This is a genomic window from Chitinophaga filiformis, assembly GCF_023100805.1.
Taxonomy (GTDB): Bacteria; Bacteroidota; Bacteroidia; order Chitinophagales; family Chitinophagaceae; genus Chitinophaga; species Chitinophaga filiformis_B.
Genome location: NZ_CP095855.1, coordinates 5,599,356 through 5,624,078 on the forward strand (window position 1 = coordinate 5,599,356; position 24,723 = coordinate 5,624,078).

Consider the following 24,723-nt stretch of genomic DNA (forward strand, 5'->3'; position numbering starts at 1 on the left):
GGGACGAACGGGCAGCGCTAATATTGTATGAGGTGGAAAAAAAAGTCCTCCCGGCGTAACCGGAAGGACCTCGACGCGTCCGCGTCCCAGATATTTTTTATGGAGCAACCCGGTTAGGCGATACTAACCGAAGGTTTCCATGAATATTCTGTAGATTGCATGAATACCTCCTTTTCTTTAGTGAGTTATGAAATTACGGATTTTATCCGAATAAGCTATTCCCACTTGTCCAATTTTAATAGTAATTTTCGTGTTATAATTATGATCCGGATCGAAACCTATATTCCGCGCAACCTGACCCATCTGGTTAAAAACTGCTGGTACCTGGAAGTCCCTGCACAGCTCCCGCAGCCCTACCAGGAAGATATTTTGCCAGACGGGCATCACGAGATCATCTTCCACCTGTATCCGCATGTCGCCCAAAGAAAATTCAGTGATACGGAATGGATCGAAGAGCCCGCCGCTTTTATTGCCGGACAAACACTCACCAGTTACACCCTGCAGCTTATGCCCGGAGCGCGTTTATACGGTATTCGTTTCTATCCCCACACATTATCCGCCTTTCTGAAAATGCCGGTCCCGGACCCTCCTACAGGTATCACACCTTTGAGCGATATTCTTCCCGCCGGCAATTTTATGGCTTGCATCACAGCACATCCGCACACTACCTTCCGACGTTTCGAGAAACTGCTCACCGGCATGATCAGCAGCCTGCAGCATTCCTCCGGCGCTTATGATTATGTGCATGCCGCTGTACGCGAAATAATGCTGCACAAAGGAAATGTGTCTGTAGATCAGCTCCTGCACCGCACCGGTGTATCAGCAAAATATCTTGATGCCCTGTTCAAAAAACAAGTGGGATTAACCCCGAAAGCCGTCAGCAATATCATCCGCTTCAATCACTTTGTAGCCTGGCAAAAGGCTCACCCCGATGAGAATTACACTGCCGGCAGCTACGAAACCGGCTATTATGATCAGTCCCACCTGATCCGCACATTCCGGCAATACACCCAACAATCGCCCAAAGCCTATTTCAATAGTGATACCTGGATCAATAACGTTTTTGTCAATATCTGACAGTTCATTTTTTTTTACATTTTCTACCAAGGCGCCAGCAGTACCGTTGCATCTGCCTGCAACATCCCGCCAGCAGTATCTCATTTATAAAACCCCGCTATTGTCTCCAGGTAGTTCTCAATCGGCATGGAATTACGCATGTCCATCAGCTGTTTCCCCTGCGCACCTACCAATGTCCTGAACTGCCGGCTCTTACCTGTGGCCAGGTCATAGATCACATCCACGATTGTTTGCGGATCATCCAGCAATGCAGGATCTACATTGGCCATCATTGACTTTACCTTGTTAGTGATGTCATCATAATCACGGATCTCAGGATGTTTATTCCATACAATACGGTCTTTGAAATTATTCCCGCTGGATCCCCCCTGCTCCACCAGCCGCAGCTCAATATTCAGGGGTTTCAGTTCATAATAAAGCCCTTCTGTCAGGCCTTCCAGCGCAAATTTGGACATATTATACAGCGACCCTACCGGCACGGCCGTTGTAACTCCCATAAAAGAACTAATGTTGATGAACATTCCTCCTTTGTTTTCCCGGAAGTGAGGCAGGAAACCGCGGATGACATTTATAGGACCGCGCACATTCGTATTGTATTGCCAGTCTATCACGGATTCATATGCCGCCTCAAGCGCACCATAGCTTCCTACTCCCGCATTATTCACTACCACGTCTATCTTTCCAAATGCAGCAATCGCATCTCTCACAGCTGCCTGCACCTGATCAACGCTGGTCACGTCCAACCTGAAAACGCGGATATTCGGATATTGCGTCAGGTCTGTTTCATTTTCTGGCGTACGCATTGTAGCCGCTACATTCCATCCCTGTCCCGCAAAATACTTCGCGCTCAATTTACCTAAGCCATCGCTGGTACCTGTAATAAATACTGTCTTCTTCATGTCTCTTTATTGTGTTGAATTGAATTGATAAGATTGAATTAATATGATTGAACGAATGATTTGAATTACACCTGAATTTGAATTAATTGAGATTAAGCGCGATTAAATTGAACCCCAACCAGCAGCTTCGATTTGGATTGGTTTAACTAACCAATTCATTTTATCTCCAACCAGCATGATTTGAGCCGATTTCAATAACCCTGATCTTGACGAATCCGGACTCATTTAAACCTGACCGAATTAAGCGTAATTGAACCGACCCTTCATTGAAGCGACACAATAACGGAACTTTTGTTCCGCAAATATATACATAACGGAACAAAAGTTCCTAATTAATATTTCTCATTCCGGAATATTAATTCCGTTTCCGTATCTTCGTACCATAATTGCATCACCATTATGGCAAGGACAAAAAGATTCAACGAGGAAGAAATGCTAAACAATGCCATGCTGTTTTTCTGGCATAAGGGATACAATGGCACTTCACCGCAGGAAATATTGGATGAGCTGAAACTGAGCCGTTCCAGTTTGTATGACACGTATGGCGATAAAAGGAGCCTGTTTATAAGCGCCCTCAAGCGTTACAGAGACACTGTCACAGCAGAGGTCATTAATTTCCTGGAGGCAGCAGAGAATATTCCTGAGGCGCTGAAGACGTTGTTTCAGCGCACAAAAGCCCAATGTTTTGTAGGAGAAGATAAAAGAGGCTGTTTTATGGTTAATTCCAAAGTAGAACTTGCGCCTCACGATGAAGAAGTGGCTGCTATCGTAAAAGAGAACAGGGAGGCACTGGAAAACGCCTTCACCGCAGCTATAAAAAGGGGACAGGACAAGGGGCAGCTTTCAAAGGACAATCCTCCCCGCTCCCTTGCAAGATTTATCATGAATAATCTCTGGGGGCTAAGTGTGCATTCTAAATCCGGCGCCGACAAGAAGGTATATGATGACATCATCCGGATAACAATGTCCGTTATAAAATGAAGGCCACTCAAAAGGGAAACAATTATCTGCATCCCCCATACATACATCGGAGTCATGACAAGCGGACTTCGTAGCCAGTCATAGGGAGCGCATAAGTAGCACCCGCGCCCCAAACATGAAACGGGGTTATACCAAAGCGATACAACCCCGTTTACAAACAATTTCCTCAGCAGCAATTAAAAATCTGTCGACACTGTCAACGCCTCCTGCTCCTTAAACGCGTTCTTCAACAACTCCAGCTTCGCCAATCCCCTGGCATATGCATCTGAACCCAATAGCAGATACACTGGTGGCTTCTGCTCATTCACAATCGCAATCAATGCATTCGCCGCTTTCTCCGGACTGCCGATCTGCGCCCCATCCATACCCTTATACTTCGCATGAGAATTCCGGATCGCTGTATACTCCGGAATCGGCTCCCTGGCAATCACCAGCGATTCTTCCGTGAGGAAACTGGTCCGGAACGCTCCCGGCGCCACTACCGTTACCTTAATACCAAACTCCTTCACATCTTCTGCCAACACCTCGGATAACCCTATTACAGCATGCTTCGCCGCACCATACACTGCCCATCCGGTAGCCGGCGCAATGCCCGCAATAGATGAGATGTTAATGATATGCCCTGAGCGTTGTGCCCGCAGGTAGGGCATTGCTTTACGGATCACATTGAGCGTACCGAAAACATTCACATCAAAACTTTCTCTCGTTTCTTCATCGCTCAGCTCTTCAATACTTCCGCCAATACCATAACCAGCGTTATTTACAACCACATCGATCCTGTCAAACGTGGCCACTGTTTTATCTACAGCCGCTGCAACGCTTGCTTCGTTCGTCAAATCTGTCTCTAAGGGAAGAAATTGTTCAGACTCAATACCTACTGCATTGATCAGATCTGCTTTTTTCCTGGAAGTAGCAGCTACCAGCTGACCCGTTGCCAGTAATTGCTTCACCAGACTAAGCCCCAGTCCTTTCGATGCACCTGTTACAAACCATACTCTTTTGTCGCTCATCGTTCGTGATTTTAATGATACAAAGCTAATACAGGCAGTATCACCATCTCTTACACCTATCAAAGCGATGATTGCAAAATTCAAACAGTCCTGAAGGAAGAAGGGGTTACTTTGGTCTGTTTCTTGAAAAAGTTGTTAAAATGAGCTGGTTCCTCGAAGCCCAGGCAGTAACTGATTTCGGAGATATTCCAGTCAGTGTGCTTCAGCAGCGCTTTGGCTTCCCCGACCAGTCGCTCGGCGATATGTTCTGTGGTGGTCTTACCTGTAGTTTCCTTGATAGCGCGGTTCAGGTGATTCACATGCACTGAGAGCTGGTCAGCAAAATCCTTGGCCGAGCGTAAGGTGAACCGCTGGGAAGTGGACTCTATCGGGAACTGGCGCTCCAGTAGCTCTGTAAATACAGAAGTGATCCTGGATTTGGCGTCCGGATGCCGGTACAAAGTATCCATCGGCGTCATCTTCAAAGCGTAATGGACAATTTCCGTTACATAGTTCATCAGCAGGTCATACTTATATTTATAGTCCGACCCTATCTCGTCTAGCATCTTGGTAAAGATCTGGCTTATATGGTCATCCTGCTCTTTATTAAGCAGATAGGAAGGCTTGCCTCCCGGGGCGAACATCGGCAGCTCGTTGATATTCCCTCTCATCCGCTCCGTGAAAAACCCCTCTTTGAAGATGCAGAAAAATCCCGTCCTCTCCTCCGACAGTGGCTCGAAGGTGTAAGGTACATGAGGATTGAAGAACATTAATGCAGTACCGTCAAGTTCAATACTTTTGTCAGCATAGTGATACAGGGTCTTTCCCCGTACCAGGTTGATCTTGTAAAAGTCCCGGCGACTATATTTAAAAGGAGCAGCACCGTGCACTCCCGCCAGGCTGTCTTCCAGCCTGAATACATTGAAATGCCCGATATCCTGCTGAAGATTTTCCGGTAGCCAGTTAAATTTCTGTTGATAGAACTCCTCCAGTGTTTGTGTTGTTGCCATACCCCGAAGTTACAAAATTCAAACAAATCAGCGATATGGCGTAATTGTAACCGGTCCTGCCAGCCCCGAAGGCTGCACCGGCCAGCCCGCAGCATTAAAAGGAGTGTAATTAATGTTCACAAAATTGATCTCATGATACCGCCTCCAGGGTACCTGGTGCTGATCCATGTACCGGATCCTGTTCGCCATCAGGTTGGCTACTTCTATCCGGATCTCGTTATTACCAGCCTTTAAATAGTGCCCTATCCTGGCCCTGAAAGGAATTGCCCAGAGAATACCTGCGTCCTGCCCGTTCACCCACACATGGGCGCTCTCGTGTACCTCCCCGATGTCCAGCACATATTCTCCCGCCTTCTTCTCCGGCAAGGTAAAGGTCGTAGTATATACCCCCGATCCGCAATAGGCATTGGCTGCCGTATCGCCCAGGGCCGTCCAGGGCGTCAGTTTATCCAGCTGACGCGCTACCGGTATAAATGGCCCACCATTCGTGAAAGTCAATTGCCAGTTGCCGGATAATGTCAGCGGCACCTCCGGCGTTTCCAGGTACTTCCAGTCAGCCATTGTTCCTGCCTGTACCCCCTTCCCTGTATGCACGATCATTGCTTCTCCGGGTAATAATTGCAATTTCACTATGGTCCGGCCCCCATCCTGCCTGCTTTGTGCAAGGCCCGTTCTGCCCGTCTGGGGGTCCAGGAGTACCACTGTTCCTTCTGCTTTATTCAATGGCAGATACTCATCTATCTTTTGTGGCGTATGATTTACCAGGTAGTACCATGTAGTATTATTTTCTTTTCTGCGGATGAATTTAAGTCCCTTGTCGACCACCTTCTCACGATCTAACCCTACCTGCCATATGGCCTTTTGTACATCAGCAGCCAGTATCAGCCTCCCTTTGCCGCGCCGCGCCACCATCAATTGATGCTCGTCCGGCCTGAATTGCAGAGAAGCCAACAAGGTCCTGAGCGCCTTCCTCCGGCTCTCCAATCCGCCCAAACCGGGTACATCTTCCGGCAGTGATTCCATCACCACAGCAGATCCTTCTTCCGCCAGCCGGATCAGCTGCTGCATTGTTGTAACCGGCATCAATCGCATCTTCGGTATTACTATTAAGCGGTAGCCGGATAATGGCAATTTCGTACTATCATTTCCTTTGCCCACATCTGCCCTGAGCAATTGCGCATCCGAAATAAAATCCAGGGAATATCCTGCCCCCTGCAAAGCCTTCACCTGTTTGTAAAAAGCAGTAGGTTGCAGCCACTCGTCAATATCATGCACTTTCAAGGACATATCCCGGCCTTTTGCCCGGTGCCAGGTATCATATACCGGCCAGTATACCAGCAGTTCATTGTCGGGTACGCCCGATTGTAATACCGACTGCACCCTGGTAATATATTCGTTTAGCCCCGGCAGATGTGGCCAGAAACTGTTGGTTGGTACAAAATTCACTGAGGCGTAGAACAGCCATCCCGGCCAGGGCACCTCCGGTGGCGAAAAAGTATTGCCATGATAGAACACATGGTTCACACCTGCCAGGAATGCCTGCTCCACCTCCGGCTTGCATTGCGACAAGGAGGTCTTAAAATGCTCCGTCAGCCAGGTAAATGTCTCACACGATATCAGTGGCCGCCCCTGTACGTGCCCGGCGGAAGAAGCAAACTTCAGCATTACCGGGTCGGGGTCCACGTTCCGGATATCCGCGCTGTCCCTGCGCAAACCGGGGATGGGAAAATAGGTGGAGCCATAGGTCTCGCATTCAGGAATATCCACCGCTGCATAAAGATCCAGCAGGTTGCCGGGCGATCCATGTGCCTGGTTCTTCGACAGGCTCTTATAGCCATGCGCCCAATGTGTCCAGGGACGCGTAAAATTCTCCAGCAACAGTTCAGACATCGTCTCCCGGTAGTCAGACTTTACCCTCGCTACCAGGTCCGTACTGTCATCGCTGGCCAGCTCCCGCAGATACCTTGCTAAGTCATAACCCCGCTTCTTTTTAAACGCGGTCAGGAATGCAGGCGTCCAGTCAGCATTATACACTTCATAACTATCATTATAGAAAGAACGTACACCCGGCGCCTTATATTTAAAGGCGGTATCAAAACGATGCAGATAGACCTGCAGCCCTTTGGCCGATAAATGGTCGAGCGTATACCCTTCCCCTCCCGGCGCAGCGCGCTTTACCTGCTGTAATGTCCAGCCGTCAAATAAAGCATAGAGGTCCCATTCACCGCTGGCAGGCGACCAGCGCAAACGACCTTCTTTATCCACCTTATCCTTCAGCGATATGGCCTGATGGCCATTGTAAGCGGTCAGCGCCTGCAATGCGGCTCCTTCCTGTTTGGCATCGTCTACCCTTATAGGTTGTGTAAGCGATTTTCCGGCAGAGACATGATATTGCCGGATAATGAAACGGGAAGCAGCATAGGCTTTCGTCACCTGCGGTCCCCCGAAAGGCCAGCCGGTGCCCGTAGTAAGATCTACTCCCATCTGCCGTTCAGCTGTGGCGGATACAGTATGCCGTAGTAATGCCGTCCAGCGGGGAGAAAGAAAACTGACATATTGCGACTCGTACCCCATTGCCCCATAAATAGGCGCAATTTCAACACCGCCAAAACCAGCCTGTTGCAATACATCGAGTGAAGAAGACAGGTTCTTTTCATTCACGGCACTGCCAATCCACCACCAGCGGGTCCAGGGTTTAGTTTCTCTCTTTACAGCCGGCCACGCGGCCTGTTGTGCAAAGGCAGGCCATACAAACAATAAGCACAGGCCCGTGAATAACAGCCTGCCGGTTCCTTGGATTACAGTTTTCATAACGTCAATTATTGTTCTGTTGCCGACCAGTCAAATTCCGGGTGTTCGGCAGCAGTCTTTGATTGCTGCATCAGCATGGAGAGTGCTCTTACCTTCTCCGGATATCGGGCTGCCAGATCATGCGCTTCGCCACATCCGCAGAAAGACGGTACAGCTCAAAGCGGGCAGGCGTTCGGGGATCCTGCTGCCGCCCGGGCTTACTTCCATTCAATGCTTTGCTGTAAGATAAACCATCTATTCCGGATAAAGTAGCTGAATGTGTAAGATCGGTCAGGATAGGCAATATATTCCGGAAAGCCATTGAATACTGATAACCTGTCCGGCAGACACTTTACCCGGCACCCTCACATAGTTACCCGGATACCTCCTTCATACTGGTCTCGCCTGATACCGCTCAATGGTCCATTACTGTCAAAATACAAGGGCGGGCGCCTCCTTCTTTACGGAGGGCCATTAACGCCGGTGCGTCTGCCCCCGGCAGGATGCCCGCATCCATAGCGCTGCCTGCCAGGACTGCCATCCATAAAACACAAAAGCCGGGCTTAATACCCGGCTTCCTGCGTTCAATAATATACCCGATGGACTATTCTGCTACCTTAAATGTAGACACCGTATTGTCAAATACAGTAAAATACTTATCTCCCTCACCTGCCTTTGTAGTACCGGTAATACCATAAGCAACACCATTCTTCGGCACGATATACAATATTGCGGCTATCTGCATGCCACCCTGTTCAGCTGTATATTTCAGCCATTTGGAAGGAATACCGTTGATATCTTTGTCCCCTTTACCTGCTACTGTGAATTTTCCAAGGTACTTCTCCATAGAACTTACAGTCTTGTCGAAATACGTCTGCAGGGAATCCTTGCCCATATTTTCTGTCACCACGTTTATATTGGCCCTGAAACCGCCTGTTTCTTCCGGCGCCAGTAGTATGGTTGATTTGACGCCATTCAGGGTAGTATCTATCCGCTTCCATTCCTTAGGTCCGTCAATAGTGAATTTACCAGCGCCTGCATTCATGTTGGGCGCGGCCTCCTCCAATATTTCCTTTGCTGATTTCGGAGCATTATTGCCATTCTTACAAGCCGTAAACAACAATACCCCGGCAATGGTTAATAACGAAAAGTACTTCATAAATTCATGTTTATTAATCCATAAAGATAAGTGCATTTTATTTAAAATGAATATATCCGCCATAACTCATCCAGCCGCCCATACCATTCCATTCACAGATTATTATCCATTTTCTATATTTAATACACGATTTTCATATTAATTATATTATTTTCAACCTGATCTTATTGTCACTGCCTTTGCCAGTTATGTGATATGAATATTCAAACAGATAGCATTTTATGGTCAGATACTACGCAATATTCAGAGATGGAAGTCATAGCCCATTACACAGTCTCGAATCAATATCCATTTTACCCGAGTATTCCTACATCCTCATGACAACAGACACCTTAAAACCTAACGGTTATGTTGAATCTACCATCTACCAGTTTGTAAATGCCAAAGGAGAACTGGAACTGCTCAGGATCGGCAACTGGGAACTGCTGTACATCAGTCCCTGGACCTTCAATTCCGATGGGCTCCGCTACTGCCTGTACAATCACCTTACAAAAACCGCGCACGAATTTCATGGAGAAGAGACGGGATTGACTTTTTTCAAACATGACCTCTTCCCTAAACTGCGCGAACTTTCCATTATTCCCGATTACCACCAGTACCTGCTCAGTGAAAAAGTAGACCTGCTGGAAGAAGAACTTACCGAATTAAGAAGACGCCTTTATGAAGTCGAAAAAGTCCTGAAAAGATAACATCCTGCTTCTGTTTTACAACCACCTGCACACTGTTACAGATAATTGTTTTTCATAATTCATTTGTAATTGCGTACCTTTGCGTACGCTTATTTTTTAAACCCACATATATACTTATGAAATCAGTAAAATCAGCGTTATTGTTAGCCGCTGTAGCATCCTCACTTGTTGCTTGTTCAGATAACGACGACGTAAACAACGAAGTTAAAAATGGCCTGGAAGGGACTTACACATTCGTGGCTATGAAAGCCGACACGTATGTAGACGCAGAATATCACTACAGTGATGACGATATGGTTATTAGAACCATCTCCACTTCTACTTACGACGCAAAAAACCTGGGTGGTACCATTACAATTAATGCCACCAAATTTAATTCGAACAAGTTTAAGTACACCGTTGAAACCATCCTGAACGGTAAGACCTACACGAATGGTGAGCAAACCGGCTTTTCGAGTATGCCGGTTACATTCGATATTCCTGAATCCAGCGGCTCTTCCGACTACAAACTGATCGGTACAGACTCTATCTATTTTGCCGGCGGTTTTGTGAGCAGTCCAGCACTTGGCGATACCATGGCGTCAAAACCATCCGGTGCCAGATACAAATGGGAAGGCGACACACTGGTAATATCCTCCGAATTTCGTCAGCTCGATACAAGTCGTGTTAGCGACCAGGGTATGACCCAGACAACATACTCAGACAAACGTTCCAAACAGATCATGCGATTTAAAAAGAACTAATTTTCTTTCTGTCAGGAAAAACGGCTTATGCACAGCGCATGAGCCGTTTTTTTTGCTGCCACGACATCAATTAAGTGGGTAAATAATGATAAGCGCTGAAACAACATAAAAAGCCATAACTTGCTGTATCAGAATCACCAGGTATATGGCAAAATCATCAGAAGAAATTATTATCATAGGCGCAGGCGCCGCAGGACTAATTGCCGCAAGAGAATTGTCCGGAAAGTACAAAGTAACCATACTGGAAGCCCGGAGTACCATCGGCGGACGTATAAACACCATCTACCGGGATGGTATCAAAACAGCGGAAACAGGCGCCGAATTCGTACATGGCGAGCTCCCCATTACATTGGGATTATTAAAGGAAGCGGGGCTTAAATACCAGCTGGTAAGCGGTCAAATGTTCCATGTCGACAACGGGCAATGGTTTGCACAGCATGAAATGATCTCTGACTGGGATGCATTGCTGGAACAAATGGGAAAAAGCCCTGCCGGCATGACCATGCAGGACTTCCTCGACCAGCATTACCCATACGATCAACATCCCGGGCTGAGGGAGGATATCCAGGGATTTGTACAGGGCTTCGACCTCGCTGACCTTTCAAAAGTGGGCGTAAAATACCTCTATAACGAATGGACAAACGAAAATGAAAAGAACTTCCGGATAGACAAGGGATATTCCGCCATGATAGATTTCCTGGCAGCAGCATGCCGCAAACAACAGTGTAACATCATTACTAACACTACCGTCACCGCTGTTGACTGGTCGGCGGCCAAGGTGCAGGTACACGCGGCCAATGGTGCAAGCTGGCTGGCAGATAAACTGATTGTCACTATTCCCCTGGGGGTGCTGCAGAAGAATACGATATCCTTCTCCCCCGCCATTCCCGACTATATCAAAGCGGCCAACGATATTGGCTGGGGCACTGTCATCAAAACAATATTACATTTCAAAACTCCCTTCTGGGAAAAACATACACAGCAGATGGCCTTTCTGTTTGGAGAAACGCCCATCCCCACCTGGTGGACACAAAGCCCTGCGAGGGTGAATGTGCTCACCGGCTGGCTGGGAGGTCCGCCATCTGCTGCCTATATCGCGCAAACAGGCGAACAGTTGCTGGAACTCTCTATCAGCTCTCTGGCTTCGCTCTGTAACGAAACCCCGGCAACATTAAGAGAGCAACTCCTCTGCAGCTATATCGCCAACTGGGCTGCCGATCCTCATGTTGCAGGAGGCTATAGTTATGGTACACCTGCTACGCCGGCAGCACAAGCCCTGCTCAATACGCCTATAGCAGACACCATCTACTTTGCCGGTGAAGCCCTGTATGACGGCGCAAGCCCCGGCACCGTTGAAGCGGCACTGAGCACAGGTATGGCGGTCGCCGCTAAAATAAAAGGCCGTTAATAAAAATATTAACACGAGACCCGCCGCGGCGGGTTACAACCTCGGATCCACCGGCTCGCTCTCCAGCGCCAGCAATCCAAATACACATTGATGCACCTTTCTCAAGGGCTCCTTCGCCACAAAATGTTCTATCGCCTGTACACCCAGTGCAAACTCTTTCAGTGCCAGCGCCCTCTTGGCGCCCAGCCCTCTTTGTTTCAGCCTGCTCAGATGATTTTGCAGCGTATACTCAGGTCCATAGATGATCCGCAGGTATTCCCTGCCCCTGATCTTAATAGCCGGCTGCAGCAAGCCTCGTTCCCCTCTTTCTATGAATGACAGGGACTTCACCACCATTCCTTCTCCACCTTTCTCTGTTAGCGCCTCCCACCAATGCGTAGCATCCGCAATGCTCTGCGCATCATCCAGGTTTACCACTCTCCAGCCCGTGGCTACCAGCGGATTCCCTTCTCCACCGCAGTAACGACCCAGCTGCTCCATATGCCACACATGATCTTTATCAAAGTAGGTCCTGCCTTCTGTTGCCAGCAGATGGAACGGCGCCAGTTTATAGTCGCTCAGGGATTTCACCTCCCAGCAGTACTGCCGGTACGCGGCCGTAAACTGCTGACACATTTCTGCGCGCGCTTCATAATCCTTCAGCAAGGACGCAATGGCCGGATTCCCCGCTCCCGCCCTCAGCACTGCAACGGTCTCCGTCATCGCATTCACAGCGGCAGCGCCGGTAGCGGCATATTGCTGTTGCAGCAATGCCTGTGCTTTCGCATTCCATGGCATCAGCTCACTATCCAGGCACACCCAGTCCGTATCCATTTCCTCCCAGAAATGGCGCGCAGTCAGGGCCGCATGTACCATTGCCAGGAAAGCCTGTTCCGTTTCCTTATCAGTGAAAAAGGCCCTTCCTGTTCGCGTATAGCAGGCGCCTATACTGTCCTCTTCTATACCGAACCGGCGTTTTACCACTTCACTATCCTTACAAACGATCACCACCGCACGGGAACCCATATGTTTCTCTTCACAGATCACCTGCCTGATCCCGTTCTTCCTGTAGTAACCAAAAGCGCCATCGGGATGTTCCAGGTATTCAGGCAGTGTACTTGTTTCTGAAGGAGACATTGTCGGCGGCAGATAGATCAGCCATTTCGGATGAATACTGAAGCGGCTCATAGATTCCAGCGCCGCAGCCGTATGCTCCTCCCTCACCGTCACCAGGTTCAGCAAACGGGTAGGGATCACCTGCTTGCCCATCAGGTCTTCTATATCCAGCACATCATCCTGTTCATGCTGCAGGTTATTGCCTTCTCCGGGTATTCTCAGCGGCCTGGATGGTTCCATATAGGTAGCCAGTGCCGGTACGCTGTGCAACTCCCTTTCAGGATAACGCAGGGCTGTCAGCTTGCCGCCAAATACGCAACCGGTATCTATATCGATGGTATTATTGAACCACTGCGGTTCATATACCGGCGTATGCCCATACGCGACCATTGCCTTTCCCCTGTAACCGGCAGCCCAATTATACCTCACCGGCAGCCCGAATTCGTCTGTCTCTCCGGTCGTCTCTCCGTACAGACAGAATTCACGTACGCCTGCAGAAGCCCTCCCCTGCATCTCTTCCTTCAATCCCGCATGCGCTACCACCAGCTTGCCGTTATCCAGCACATAGTGGCTGATCAGCCCATCCAGGAAGAGCTTTAATTGCTCCCTGAAAGCCGCATCTTCTCCTGCCAGCTGCGCAACGGTCCGTTCCAGTCCATGCATCAGCTGTACATTCTTACCTTGTAGGAATTTCAATAATTTGATATCGTGATTGCCCGGCACACACAAAGCCACACCATCGCTCACGGCATTCATCACGAGTTTGTATACCGCGGGTGTTGCCGGACCTCTATCCGCCAGATCTCCCAGGAACACCAGCTTCCTGCCATTGTTCACCTGTACCTTGTGTCCGGTCGCGTCCACCGTATGTCCAAGTAAGTTAAGCAAGTTGCAAAGCTCTTCATAACAGCCATGCACATCACCGATGATGTCGAATGGCCCCTGTTCGCTATGCTTGTTGTTCCACAACGGCTCCCTTTCTATTGCTGTAACAGCAGCAACATGCCCGGGATCACGCAACTCAAATATCTTTCTGAACCCTTCTTCTCTCAGCTTACTGACGTTTCTTCTCAAAGTGCCGGTATGGGAAGTGATCACATGCGGAGACAGGTTCCTGTCTGTCCGCTGCTGATTCCTTTCCAGGCAAACCTTCTCAGGCATATTCAGCACAATGGCAGCAGGCAGCACATGATATTCTCTCGCCAGCGCCACCAGTTTCTTCCTGTCTTCCGGTCGCACATTGGTGGCATCTACCACTGTCAGTAATCCGCGCTTCAATCTTTTACCCACTATGTAGTGCAACAGGTCGAATGCATCTTCAGAAGCGTCCATGTTATTCTCATTATCGCTCACTATCTCCCGACAGGTGTCGCTGCTGACCACTTCAGCCTTACCGAACCATCGCCTGGCAAAAGTGCTTTTCCCGGAGCCGCTGGCGCCTATCATCACCACAAGAGATAATTCCGGTATCTGTATCCTCATAAATTCAATTAATATAATCCGATTAATAAACTGCGCCCTATCTTGTAAATACTGCCATCTGGGTGGGCGCTCCTATTTCCTCCACTTCATCTCCCAGGGGCTTGATAACATATGTATATCCGTAGGCATTACCAACCATCTCACACCATTGCTGAAACTCGGCACGCGTCCATTCAAACCGGTGATCACTATGCCGCATCTGCGTTGCATCTTCCGTAAAGGTGACATTCCATTCCTTGTTAGGTGTGGTAACCACCACCTTTGCCGGCCTCGCATAAGCAAATACACATTTCTCCAATGCCTTCAGCCGGTCCGGATCAAGGTGTTCGATCACCTCTACCAGTGCCGCCGCCTCAAATCCTTCAATCCTTCTGTCGCGGTAAGTAAGGGAACCCTGTATCAGCCGTATCCTTTTCCGCTGATTATCAGGCAGACGATCAATTTTCAACCGCCGGTAAGCTATTTCCAGCCGCTGGGAAGCTACATCCATTCCCGTTATATGTGTCAGCTGCTGATGCGGCAATAAAAGCTTCAGCAGTTTTCCCTCCCCGCACCCCAGGTCTACCACAGATTTTACAGGAGTACTCAGCAACTCCTCGCAGACCTGCTGCAAACGGGTTTCATGCAATCCCTGTTTAGGTTTCACTGCCACAACATCCGCCTTCAGTAATTCTTCCGGCATGTCATCCTTCATCAGCACAGCCAGTGCATCATCTGCCAGTGAAGACTGATGACGCAGGTAACGCCGTGTGATCAGCTCCCTTTCAGGATGCGTTTCCAGCCATCCCTTCCCTTTCGCCAGCAACTTCTCAATCTCCTCCCTGTTCACCCAGTAATGCTTGTCATTATCCAGCACAGGGATCAGTATAAAAAGATGTGACAATAGAACTTTCAGGGTGATGGTCTGCCTCAGCGTAACCGCAAAGTAGCGGCTGTTGCCCCACCCGGGGAACTGTGTATCCAGCGGATGCTGCGTAGCCGTGACGATATATCCCAGCGGATCGAACATCCGGTGTAACACGGTCTCCCCGCCGCTAACAGGCAGTACGGACAGGTTCACTTCCAATGGCAGGGGCATATCCACCAGTTCAGGCTTGTCTTTACACTTGCCGTTTATCGCCGAACTGAATGCCTTCACAATAGCAGTGCTCATAAGGGAAGAAGCCACATAGGGCCTGTCATTTACATATTGTTCCAGCGCAAACTGGTTACCATTGTTCCGCACCAGTCCTACAGGATCAATATCCAGTAGCAGGGCACAGGTACACTCATCCTCATTGGCCACCGGGTAGAAAATATGCGCTTTACCCTTGCCGAATTCCACCTCCTGCACCTTGGCAGGATGCTTATGCAACAAATATCCCAGGTCAGTAGCGGGTGTATGCCTCGTCGTAATAGTCAGTAACATGCTTTATTAAAAAATTGACAGGGCAAAGGTCAGCGCAGTGTGCGAACTCTTTTTGCGCAGGTATGAAAAACGTTTAAAATTTTATCCCCAATGACGTCCTCTCTCACGTCATGTCGTACCGGAACAACACGCAATTATACCCGGCATTCATCCAATCTATCCAACTGTCAGACCACATCACAAATGATACCTCCGTATCAGCGCATACGCCAGTGCCGCCACCAGTCCTGTCAGCAACGCATGCAACCATCCCCACTTATGCAGAAAACCGGGTTTCCCATCATCGGATGTTTCGTGATCATGATCATGATCATGATCGTCTTCATGATGCCCATAATACATCAGCACCTCCCAGTACACTTCATTGAGATCATATTCCGACAATACTTTCTCTTCTTCAATACGATACTTTGTTCCCACCAACAGATGCTGCTCCTGTTGTTCTATCAGCCGTTCCAGTCCTTCCAGTAATTGCTCCCCCTCCTGCTGCGTAAGCAGGTCTCCCTGCAGGAACCTTACCAATAATGTTTTTAAGACCTGTAATTCCATGCAGCCAATTTATAAACAATCCCCGGTAAACAAAAACCCCGCCGCATGATAAGTTCACCCTGCATTAGTTCTTGCAGATCTGTCAATACGTAGTACCTTTAAATTGAAAACTCAACGGGTATGCAATTCAAACAAATACCCCCGCCGGAATACATGAAAGATTACATCCGGTTTTTCTGGGTATTGGAAAGCCATGATACAAATGTCTCTGCTGCGTCGTTCAGGACTATTGCCGACGGCTGCCCGGGACTTATTTTCCAGCATCCCGATAAAGGCATTTTATTTCAGAACAATAAACAATTACCCGGCACAATTCTCTACGGACAAGCCACCACCCATGCCGAGCTGCGGATAAGCGGCAAATTTAACACCATCGGTATCTTCTTTTATCCGCATGCACTAAAGACCATCTTCGGACTGAATGCCGATGAACTCACAGATACCTGCCTCGATCTCGATCTGATGGCGGGAGAACAAGGCTATCGGCTGTCCCAGCAACTAGCCGATCTCTCTTCCCCACAAGCCCGGATAGATACGCTCTGCACTTACCTGCTGGCACAGATCAACAGGAATGATCAATATGCCGACAAGGCGATGCAACATGTACTGGATCGGATAAAAAAAGCAAACGGTAATATCTCGGTCAAAGAACTGAGAGAAGAGCTACAGTTATCAGAAAGAAGTTTTGAACGCCGGTTCAAACAGCATATCGGCATTACACCGAAACTGTACACCCGCATTTCGCGTTTCCAGGCATCCATGCAGCTGCTCAGGCAAAGCGATTACAATAAACTCTCTGATATCGCTTTTGAAAATGAATATGCAGATCAATCGCACTTCATCAGGGCCTTCAAGGAATTTGCAGGCTACTCCCCTTTCCAGTTTCAGAAAAGATCCAAAGAGCTCATCGAAAACTTATCTATTCTCACGAAATAAGTTCCGGTCCTTATATTTCTCATACGCCTGACAATATTCGCATTCGCCACCCGGGAGAACCATACCAGGATGCCCTGAAGCAGCCATTTCCGCAAAACACCAGGCTTATCCTATCAGGCAGTACCCACCTGTATCCGTCTTATCCATGGCATAGTTTTTACGGCCTCTTTCCTACACTTATTTAATAGTTTCCTAAAAAAATCAGGATATGAAAGCAATTGAAATCCATTCTTTCGGCGGACCGGAAGTATTACAGATGGAAGAGGTTCCCGTTCCACGGATCAATGCAGACGAAGCCCTGGTAAGGGTTTATGCGAGTGGTGTAAATCCGGTGGACTGGAAAATAAGAGAAGGAAAATCGGAACATCCGCTCCCCTTTATTCCCGGATGGGACCTCTCCGGCGTCATTGAAGAAACCGGCGCAAATGTCCGCAACTTCAGGAAGGGAGATGCTGTCTATACCAGGCCAGATGTAAAGCGCGACGGATCTTATGCTGAATATGTTGCTGTGAGGGCAAATGAGCTTGCCCATAAGCCTGCTTCGGTCGATCACATAACTGCCGCAGCTATTCCCCTGGCAGGTTTGACCGCCTGGCAATGCCTGTTTGAACACGGACAACTGGAGGCGGGTCAGAAAGTATTGATACATGGCGCCTCCGGCGGCGTAGGCACATTTGCCGTACAGTTTGCCAAATGGAAAGGAGCTTACGTAATGGCTACGGCATCAGAAAAGAATCATGCATTTTTAAAAGGATTAGGTGCAGATGAAGTGATAGATTATCATACACCTGGTTATGAAGATACTATCACCAGCGTTAATCTCGTAATCGATACGATTGGCGGCGATACACAACAACGCTCACTTAAATTCATTATGCCCGGAGGCATACTTGTCACTACCCTGAAGCCGGAAAACAAAGACATTTTTGAGGAAAAAGGCGTTCGCCTCACAGGCATGTATACGCAGACCAGGCCGGAGGACCTGGCCGCTATTGCCAAACTGGTGGACGAAGGAAAAGTAAAGCCCGTCATTGCCCAAGTGTTATCACTGGAACAAGCGGCGGAAGCACAGCAGATCGTACAGGATGGACACGTGCGGGGAAAGATCGTACTAAAGATCCATGAAGAATAACGCTTTACCAGGAGGACTACTCAAAAGTAAAAACAGGCGCTGGAAAAATCCATATCAGGAATATTGATAAATATGCCGCTTATACTCAAAAAATAATCTCCTCACCTACCTCCAGTTCATATGCCGCTTTCCCTCTCTGGAAGATCCTTGCCGGCACAGTTCCTTCCAGCGTGATCTTCGCGCCTTTCACCCTGATCCAGCTGCCTTCACGTAGTCCTACCACTGTCAGGTCCTGTTGTTCCTGGAATTCCCTTATCCTCGTTTCCCTGGTTTCGCCCATATGTGGCAGATCAGGTATAGGATCGAGATAATGCGGGTTCAGGTTAAAAGGTACCAGCCCCATTGTCTGAAAGCTGGGCGGATACACGATGGGCATATCATTCGTTGTCTGCATATTCACACCGCCTATATTACTGCCGGCGCTTGTGCCCAGGTAAGGTTTTCCTTTCTCTACTTCCCAGCGCAGCACATCCATTAATTCCTGTTCGTGCAGTTGTTTTACCAGGAGGAAAGTATTCCCGCCTCCTGTAAAAAAGCCAGCTCCATTCCTGATAGCTTCCGCCGGATCATCAAAAGTATGCAATCCCCGCACCTGCAATCCGGCCGTGGCAAACACCGCTGCTACCTTTTCTGTATACTCATCATGGGAAATACCTCCGGGACGGGCATACGGAATAAAGATCACTTCAGGAATGCCGGCAAAAAGCTCCCTGATCACCGGCAACAGGTAAGACAGGTAGGTATCCCCATGCAATGTAGATGTACTGGCTAAAACAACATTTTTCATAGCCTGCAATATAAAGAGATAAGCGATAACCATCGGCTACCGCTTACACTTTTATTTGGGTCCGTACGAAGCGTTCTGACCACCGTCTGTACTGATCGTTGACAGGAGGTATCAGTATCTGCCCAAAGATGCACATGCCAGAGCTGTTAGTATCCATGCAGCCGATACCATTTACATTACGGAGGGCGTCAGTTACTGAATCGGTTCTTCAACAGCGTCCTTAAATGCTTCAAACAGAAAATGACCGTTCCTGCGCAGTACGGCAGCTTTTTAGAATGCTTCTCCCAGGTTTATATTAAACGTACTGCCATACTTACTTATGCCGTAATCAAACGCTATATTGGTTCCTGATTTCTTATTGAACTTCACACGTAAACCAAGTCCTGTAGCGGGGTGCAATCCTGTAAAACTGTACGTATCCGGTTTTGTTACGGTGTTCGCATTCGCAAATACAACAAAGCCCAGTAAGCCGTTTTTTGTGATATCCCGCCTGTACTCTACTTCCAGGTCTATCAGCCCTTTTCCCCTGAAGCGATTCTGGTCTATTCCCCTGCCGCTCCGCGTATTCGGGTCCCAGCCAATGCTTGGCAAATCAAGGTAGGGCGTCTTACCGCTCAGCGTTGTCCAATAAAATCCCCAGAAAGCCAGTACATTCTGCTGCCTTTCATCACCGAAGTGAACATATTTCCTGTAATCCAGGTACAAAGATTCCCAGTTATCATTACTACCCAGGAAGGTGGGATTGATCCTGAAAACAGCGTTAAAATAATGCCCGGCCTGCGGGTTAATGGAGTTCTGCCTGGAGTCCTTCAACAGGTTAAGAGAGATCCCCGAAGACACTGTCTGACTGCGATCCGTTCCATATTTGTAGCTCACGAATTTAGATAGCGGCAGACTGTCATTATCCCTGATACCGATATTGGAATGCCAGTCCAGATGATACCCCACTCCCACCAGCCATTTGGGTCTTACTTTCCGGTAAAAGGTCTCATAAAAGCGGAAATAATTGTTCCCCAGTAACTGCCTTTGCTCGTCGGGTACGCCATTCCCCATTCCCCAGGTATACTGTGGATTGATTACGAAGCGCATATCCCCCACCATATTGTACATATTGCCCTCCAGCCATATATTGGACCGCAGGGCGAAGGAAAAGCGTCCTTTAAAGGAAAAAGACGGCGTAAATGACACGTTTGACAGGTTGGTTGTCCTTCGCGGCCCCATATAAAAAGCCGCATTCGTAGAGGTGAGCAGCGCTACACCGCCACCGGGTATGGAAGATGGCGCCGGCAGCAATGAATAATAGATCCTCCGCCTGCCCACTCTTTTGGGCGGCTTCGGCTTATAATGGATGGCACCCTTTAACAGGTCGATTACGTCCCTCCGGGGCACAGTATCCTCATCCGGATCATCATCCCTGCGCTGCGCGATCAGGCAGCAGGGAAGGGCTAAAAACAGTGCTACTATCAGGGTAACTTTCTTCATCAGCGTCGGCTATCTATTTCAATACTTAGTATTAGTCTAATATTATGCCAGTAGATATACCCCTAAGTTGGCACGGCCGCTTTGACTTTTGGGGCGGATGTTTTGGGCGGATTGGACCCTATCCGCGATCCGGTTCGAGGTGGGATCACTGGCTTAGTTCTTTGAAGTATTCCTTAATATCGAACTTTGGGAAGGCGGATGGGCTTTGGAATATTAATTAAACCCCTGGTGGGTCGGTCAACATACTTCAAATAAACTTAGGCCAGTGATCTCCACCTCAAACCGTCCGCCGTCATTGTCGTCCAATTAAAGAGAGAGGAAAGAGAGAGGCGGACGTATGCACGGTGACTTTGCATAATAGCAGCTTCTTTTCTACTTCGGTCTAACGATATCTCTGCTATGTTTCCTTTAACGTAAAGTATCACCTGATGAAGAAATGACCACCTGTATAGGACTGCATCGACACCAAATGTTGTCATTGACAGCAGCACCCAATATCTAACCAGTAGGGAGAGCATAAGTAGCACCGGTTTCAGATGGGAATGGCGGGCCTTCGGCTCTCCGGTGACACGACCGGTGCTGCTAAATTCATATCCAACCCCCATTCGCCTGACAACGCTCAATCGACATTCAGAGAGGCGCCGACCGACATCCCATACTGAAACCGAGCTACTTTGCGTGAATAACTACAAGCCCGCAGAGAGCCGACCTCTCATACTAAGCAAAGTGACTTCGCATGAATAAAAAGGATTGCATCTGCACATCCCCGGCATTATCTTTGCCTTACACCACCATAATGCTAATCCATGCCAGCCATGTCAAAGAAACACCTGCTGTTTATTGCACTGCTACTTTTATCAGTAATCCACAACATCTCCGCTCAGCAATCCCCCACCGCCATTCCCATTCAATTTACTTTAAAACAAGCCGGTTACGTTACCCTGGTTGTCGAAAACAGTGAAGGTATACGCGTTCGTAACCTGGTATCCGAAACATGGTTTCCCGCCGGAAAGAACACGGTACAATGGGATGGTCTGGACGATCTGGGAAGAGATGCTGACGCAGCAAGACATGGCGTTTACAATGTTCCAGGCAAGTTGGTTACGCCGGGACAATATAAGGTCCGCGGACTGGTTAGAGGCGCTATCAATGCCCACTACGAAATGACCACTTACTCAACCGGCACTCCGCCCTGGAGAACAGAAGATCATACCGGCGCCTGGCTGGCTAATCATACACCTCCGCAGGCGGCTTTATTCGTTCCCGGAGAGGCTTCTCCTACCGGCCAGCCTGCAGTACTGTTGGGGTGTTACATCACTGAGGGTCCTGATGGTATGGCCTGGGTGGACATGAACGGCCGCAAACGGGGAGGCCGTACCTGGGTAGGCGGTGTCTGGACAGCGGCTCCTTTCATGGCGATGGATAAGGGACCGAAAGCCATTCCAGGCACGGATCTCTATGTAGCTTCCGCATGGGAAACCAATAAACAGTCAGGCATTGCAGAACTCCGGCTCAATGCACTGAGCGCTAATAAAAAGAACGACTACGATGTAAAACAGATCCTCAAGTATTCTCTCGGCGCCATTGCATTGGATGACGTACAGGAAGCCATCTCCGGCATAGCAGTCAGCAATGGCATCCTGCTGGTCAGCCTCCGTAACAGGAACCGTATTTTAGTGATCGATGTAAGCCAGGGCAGGGTGACCGACAGCATACAGATCCCGGCGCCTGCAGGCATGTGCTATGATGCAACAGGACGTTTGCTATTGCTTTCGGGGAATGATCTGCTGCGTTTCACCGGCTCCCTCCGCAGTAACAGATCTGACAAACTCATTGACAATGGCCTGGATGCGCCCTACGCGCTGACGCTCGACAAAACCGGCAATATCTATATCAGCGATCGTGGCAAAAGTCACACGGTGAAAATATTCTCTCCCGCAGGTAAATACCTCCGGCAGATCGGGAGTCCAGGCGCCCCTGCTGCCGGTCCGTATAATCCGGAGCACATGAACAACCCCGCCGGCATCACTATCGACGCCAACCAGCAACTCTGGGTCACAGAATCCGATTACCTGCCCAAAAGGGTCAGCGTATGGTCACTGGATGGTAAACTGCTGCGCGCTTATTACGGTCCTCCGAAATACGGCGGCGGCGGTACCCTCGATCCGCAGGATAAATCGCGCTTCTATTACGCCGACGACGCTCATGGTGCGATGGAATTCTCTCTCAACTGGCAAACGGGTACATCTGCATTAAAACAGGTCTACTACCGGCCCGACGCTGACGATCTGCCACTGGCATCCCGCAGCGCAGCGCCGGAAACACCCCTCTATTATAACGGGCAACAATACTTCACCAACTGCTACAACAGCAATCCTACCAGTGGCGCTCCTGTCGCCTTCCTCTTCACCAGGCGGGATGGTATTGCGTACCCTGTGGCAGCGATGGGACAGGCAGCACAATGGGACGTACTGAAAGGTGATGCCTTCAGTGCCTCCTGGCCCAAAGGAGTCAACCTAAACGCGAAAGGAGGCTCCAGCCAGGCTTTCTTCATATGGCAGGACCAGAACGGCGACAGCCGCGTACAACCCGGCGAAGTAAAATACCAGCAGGGCACAACAGGTGGTGTTACCATCATGCCTGACCTGTCTTTCTGTGTCGCCAGGGTCAACGATAAGGCCCTCCGCTTCGCCGTAACCGGCACTACCAGACAGGGTTTACCGCTCTATGATATCACCAAGGGAAAAATACTCGCCCAGGGCGTACAATCGCCTGCTTCTTCAGGTGGCGATCAGCTGCTCCAGGGCGCCGATGACTGGAGTGTGCTCACCTTAGGCGTGCAACCATTCTCAGCCCTCTCTGTCAGCGGTACGAAGAACGGAACACCCGTATGGAGTTACCCAAATCTCTGGCCGGGATTGCATGCATCGCATAATGCGCCTGTTGCAGACCTTGCCGGACAACTCACCGGTACCACCCGGCTGCTGGGCGGCTTCTTCAGTGTTAAAGGCTCAGATGCCGGTCCGCTGTGGGCTGTTAACGGCAATCACGGTAACGTCTATATTTTTACTGCAGATGGTCTATTCGTCGCATCGCTCTTTCAGAACATGAGAAGCGGCAGGATCTGGCGCATGCCTTCTGCACAAAGGAACATGTCGCTCGACAGCATCACCCTCGGCGAAGAGAACTTCTGGCCCAGCATCACTGCCACACCCGATGGTAAGGTATACCTGGTAGACGGTGCACGCAGCGCCATCGTAAGACTGGACGGCATGGACAACATCAGCCGCCTGCCCGACATGACCATCACTGTCAATCAGTCCTCGCTCAACAGAAGCCTTTCTGCCATAGCAGCCACACAGGCGGCCCGCCAGCTGGCCACAGGCCCCAAAACGCTACAGGTGAACATCCTTTCTCAAAAACCAGTCATAGACGGTAAGCTGAACGACTGGTCATCCGCCGCCTGGGCAGACATTGACAAAAGAGGCGTTAAAGGGTATTTCAATTCCAGCGCACAACCCTACGATGTAACCGGGGCGCTCGTTGTTTCCGGCGGAAGATTGTATGCAGCTTTCCGTACCGGCAATCCGCACCTGGCAGACAACTCCGGCGAAATGCCCCAGGCCCCCTTTAAAACCGGCGGTGCGCTCGATATCATGATCGGCAGCACCAATGCCAAGGCCGATCCCAATCGCCGTACACCTATTGCCGGCGATTGCCGCCTGCTGATCAGCGTCATTAACGGTAAGCCGCAGGCATTACTCTATCGCGCCGTAGTACCGGGTACCCGTACAGACGATAAAGTGCCATTCTCCTCCCCTTCAAGGACTATCACCTTCGACAGGGTCGACAACATTAGCGGACAGCTCCAGTTTGCCACTTCTGAGGGCAATTACGAGCTTTCCATACCATTGTCGGCATTGGGTATCCAACCAACAGACGGGCTTAAAATAAAAGGGGATATAGGCGTTTTACGGGGCAATGATGGCGAGACCACTTCCCGCCTTTACTGGAGCAACAAAGCGACGGGCATTACTGCGGATGTACCTTCAGAGGCAATGTTGTCACCTGACCTGTGGGGAACATTTCAGTTTAAGGCGAAGTGAT

Annotated in this window: 19 protein-coding genes; 8 read left to right on the forward strand and 11 right to left on the reverse strand. The window is 49.3% G+C overall.

The window, feature by feature from the left end; all coding sequences use genetic code 11:
- Nucleotides 1-261 precede the first annotated feature (261 nt).
- Nucleotides 262-1,077 (forward strand): DUF6597 domain-containing transcriptional factor, encoded by an 816-nt coding sequence (locus tag MYF79_RS21715; RefSeq protein WP_247809937.1) that lies wholly within the window; start codon nucleotides 262-264, stop codon nucleotides 1,075-1,077.
- Nucleotides 1,078-1,157: 80 nt separating this feature from the next.
- Here the strand turns inward: MYF79_RS21715 and MYF79_RS21720 are convergent, their stop codons facing one another.
- Nucleotides 1,158-1,976 carry an SDR family oxidoreductase gene (locus tag MYF79_RS21720; RefSeq protein WP_247809938.1) on the reverse strand — a complete coding sequence of 273 codons (819 nt, stop codon included), beginning with the start codon at nucleotides 1,974-1,976 and terminating at the stop codon, nucleotides 1,158-1,160.
- 399 nt (nucleotides 1,977-2,375) lie between these two features.
- Here MYF79_RS21720 and MYF79_RS21725 point away from each other — a divergent pair, with 399 nt between their 5' ends.
- Nucleotides 2,376-2,957 carry a TetR/AcrR family transcriptional regulator gene (locus MYF79_RS21725; RefSeq protein WP_247809939.1) on the forward strand — a complete coding sequence of 194 codons (582 nt, stop codon included), beginning with the start codon at nucleotides 2,376-2,378 and terminating at the stop codon, nucleotides 2,955-2,957.
- Between the two features lie 176 nt (nucleotides 2,958-3,133).
- On the opposite strand, the gene MYF79_RS21730 is transcribed toward MYF79_RS21725, so the two are convergent.
- From MYF79_RS21730 to MYF79_RS21750, 5 genes are all read right to left on the reverse strand, one after another.
- The gene (locus MYF79_RS21730) at nucleotides 3,134-3,967 is read right to left on the reverse strand and encodes an SDR family NAD(P)-dependent oxidoreductase (protein ID WP_247809940.1); all 834 of its coding nucleotides are present in this window, start codon (nucleotides 3,965-3,967) and stop codon (nucleotides 3,134-3,136) included.
- Between the two features lie 80 nt (nucleotides 3,968-4,047).
- Entirely contained in the window at nucleotides 4,048-4,956 is a 909-nt protein-coding gene (locus MYF79_RS21735; RefSeq protein ID WP_247809941.1) for a helix-turn-helix domain-containing protein, read from the reverse strand.
- Nucleotides 4,957-4,983: 27 nt separating this feature from the next.
- A complete protein-coding gene (locus MYF79_RS21740; RefSeq protein ID WP_247809942.1) occupies nucleotides 4,984-7,767 on the reverse strand; it encodes a glycosyl hydrolase in 2,784 nt (927 codons plus the stop codon).
- 88 nt (nucleotides 7,768-7,855) lie between these two features.
- Nucleotides 7,856-8,068, reverse strand: a complete 213-nt coding sequence (locus MYF79_RS21745) for a hypothetical protein (RefSeq protein WP_247809943.1) — start codon at nucleotides 8,066-8,068, stop codon at nucleotides 7,856-7,858.
- 282 nt (nucleotides 8,069-8,350) lie between these two features.
- Nucleotides 8,351-8,905: a DUF1795 domain-containing protein gene (locus tag MYF79_RS21750; protein WP_247809944.1), complete on the reverse strand. Its 555-nt coding sequence runs from the start codon at nucleotides 8,903-8,905 to the stop codon at nucleotides 8,351-8,353.
- Between the two features lie 221 nt (nucleotides 8,906-9,126).
- On the opposite strand from MYF79_RS21750, the gene MYF79_RS21755 reads away from it, so the two are divergent.
- The 3 genes from MYF79_RS21755 (at nucleotide 9,127) to MYF79_RS21765 (ending at nucleotide 11,745) form a co-directional block, all read left to right on the forward strand.
- Nucleotides 9,127-9,594: a hypothetical protein gene (locus MYF79_RS21755; RefSeq protein ID WP_247809945.1), complete on the forward strand. Its 468-nt coding sequence runs from the start codon at nucleotides 9,127-9,129 to the stop codon at nucleotides 9,592-9,594.
- 116 nt (nucleotides 9,595-9,710) lie between these two features.
- On the forward strand, nucleotides 9,711-10,337 hold the full coding sequence (locus tag MYF79_RS21760) for a hypothetical protein (RefSeq protein WP_247809946.1): 627 nt from the start codon (nucleotides 9,711-9,713) through the stop codon (nucleotides 10,335-10,337).
- Nucleotides 10,338-10,482: 145 nt separating this feature from the next.
- Nucleotides 10,483-11,745, forward strand: coding sequence for a flavin monoamine oxidase family protein (locus tag MYF79_RS21765; protein WP_247809947.1), 1,263 nt, complete (start codon nucleotides 10,483-10,485; stop codon nucleotides 11,743-11,745).
- Nucleotides 11,746-11,778: 33 nt separating this feature from the next.
- Here the strand turns inward: MYF79_RS21765 and MYF79_RS21770 are convergent, their stop codons facing one another.
- From MYF79_RS21770 to MYF79_RS21780, 3 genes are all read right to left on the reverse strand, one after another.
- Entirely contained in the window at nucleotides 11,779-14,322 is a 2,544-nt protein-coding gene (locus MYF79_RS21770) for a polynucleotide kinase-phosphatase (RefSeq protein WP_247809948.1), read from the reverse strand.
- Between the two features lie 37 nt (nucleotides 14,323-14,359).
- Nucleotides 14,360-15,730, reverse strand: a complete 1,371-nt coding sequence (locus MYF79_RS21775) for a 3' terminal RNA ribose 2'-O-methyltransferase Hen1 (RefSeq protein ID WP_247809949.1) — start codon at nucleotides 15,728-15,730, stop codon at nucleotides 14,360-14,362.
- Nucleotides 15,731-15,907: 177 nt separating this feature from the next.
- Nucleotides 15,908-16,279 (reverse strand): hypothetical protein, encoded by a 372-nt coding sequence (locus tag MYF79_RS21780; RefSeq protein WP_247809950.1) that lies wholly within the window; start codon nucleotides 16,277-16,279, stop codon nucleotides 15,908-15,910.
- Between the two features lie 120 nt (nucleotides 16,280-16,399).
- Between MYF79_RS21780 and MYF79_RS21785 the strand changes: the two genes are divergently transcribed.
- Both MYF79_RS21785 and MYF79_RS21790 read left to right on the forward strand, forming a co-directional pair.
- Complete coding sequence (locus MYF79_RS21785; protein WP_247809951.1) at nucleotides 16,400-17,215, forward strand: helix-turn-helix transcriptional regulator; 816 nt, start codon at nucleotides 16,400-16,402, stop codon at nucleotides 17,213-17,215.
- 208 nt (nucleotides 17,216-17,423) lie between these two features.
- Nucleotides 17,424-18,347, forward strand: coding sequence for an NADP-dependent oxidoreductase (locus MYF79_RS21790; RefSeq protein ID WP_247809952.1), 924 nt, complete (start codon nucleotides 17,424-17,426; stop codon nucleotides 18,345-18,347).
- An 85-nt stretch (nucleotides 18,348-18,432) separates the two neighbouring features.
- On the opposite strand, the gene pepE is transcribed toward MYF79_RS21790, so the two are convergent.
- Nucleotides 18,433-19,134 carry a dipeptidase PepE gene (pepE, locus tag MYF79_RS21795; protein WP_247809953.1) on the reverse strand — a complete coding sequence of 234 codons (702 nt, stop codon included), beginning with the start codon at nucleotides 19,132-19,134 and terminating at the stop codon, nucleotides 18,433-18,435.
- Between the two features lie 270 nt (nucleotides 19,135-19,404).
- Entirely contained in the window at nucleotides 19,405-20,616 is a 1,212-nt protein-coding gene (locus MYF79_RS21800; RefSeq protein WP_247809954.1) for a BamA/TamA family outer membrane protein, read from the reverse strand.
- A gap of 815 nt (nucleotides 20,617-21,431) precedes the next feature.
- Here MYF79_RS21800 and MYF79_RS21805 point away from each other — a divergent pair.
- Complete coding sequence (locus MYF79_RS21805) at nucleotides 21,432-24,722, forward strand: hypothetical protein (RefSeq protein ID WP_247809955.1); 3,291 nt, start codon at nucleotides 21,432-21,434, stop codon at nucleotides 24,720-24,722.
- The last annotated feature ends 1 nt before the right edge of the window (nucleotide 24,723 follow it).